The 1,073-nt window shown below is 60.4% G+C and carries 1 pseudogene; it reads left to right on the forward strand.

Going from position 1 to position 1,073, the window contains the following annotated elements:
* Window positions 1–1,059, forward strand: a pseudogene (locus FJQ55_RS23290) (IS3 family transposase); the annotation flags it as partial.
* Between the last annotated feature and the right edge of the window lie 14 nt (window positions 1,060–1,073).

Genomic DNA, 1,073 nt, shown 5'->3' on the forward strand with positions numbered 1-1,073 from the left:
AAATACGGCGGCATGGATGTCTCCGAGGCAAAGCGGCTGAAGGCGCTTGAAGAAGAGAACGCGAAGCTGAAGAAGTTGTTGGCCGAGCAGATGCTGGATGTTGCCGCGCTCCGCGAGCTTCTTGCAAAAAAATGGTAGGGCCTGCCGCCAAGCGTGACGCCGTCGCGCATCTGAAGGCCATCATGGGTCTTTCGGAGCGGCGGGCCTGCCAGATCATTTCCGCCGACCGCAAGAGGATACGCTATCAGTCCTGCCGACCGCCGGAGGCCGAATTGCGAATGAAGCTGCGCGACCTCGCCAACCAGCGACGGCGGTTCGGATATCGGCGGCTGTTCATCGTGCTCCGGCGGGAGGGAGAGCCATCCGGCATCAACCGCATCTACCGGCTCTATCGCGAGGAGGGTGTCCGTGCGCAAGCGCAAAGCCAGGCGTCGCGCTGTTGGCACGCTTGCGCCGATCCTCATTGAAGCAAAGGCCAATGCCCGCTGGTCGCTGGATTTCGTCCACGATCAATTTGCGTGCGGCAGGCGTTTCCGCATCCTCAATGTGGTCGACGACGTCACGCGCGAATGCCTGGCGGCGATCCCGGACACATCGATATCAGGTCGTCGTGTCGCGCGAGAGCTGACGACGCTTATCGAGCGACGGGGTAAGCCCGGCATGATTGTCTCCGACAACGGGACCGAGCTGACCTCGAATGCCATCCTTGCATGGTCGAAGGATCACAAGGTCGAGTGGCACTACATCGCGCCGGGAAAACCAATGCAAAACGGCTATGTCGAGAGCTTCAACGGCCGCATGCGTGACGAGCTGCTCAACGAGAGCCTGTTCTTCGGTCTCGACCATGCCCGTAGCGCCATTGCGGAATGGGCCGACGATTACAATAATTTTCGGCCACACTCATCGCTCGGATACCAGACCCCGGCGGATTATGCCGGGATCATCGCCGCAACCGGCTCCAACGCTACGCAATGTGGAAGCTACGCGTTTCCGCCGGTTGCTCCCACCGCGCCATTTGGCGTAACAAAAAACGCCGAGGCTCTAATCGCCGCCGGATGAAAGTTCAGTGGCAG

Source organism: Rhizobium glycinendophyticum (genome assembly GCF_006443685.1).
In the GTDB taxonomy this organism is placed as follows: Bacteria; Pseudomonadota; Alphaproteobacteria; order Rhizobiales; family Rhizobiaceae; genus Allorhizobium; species Allorhizobium glycinendophyticum.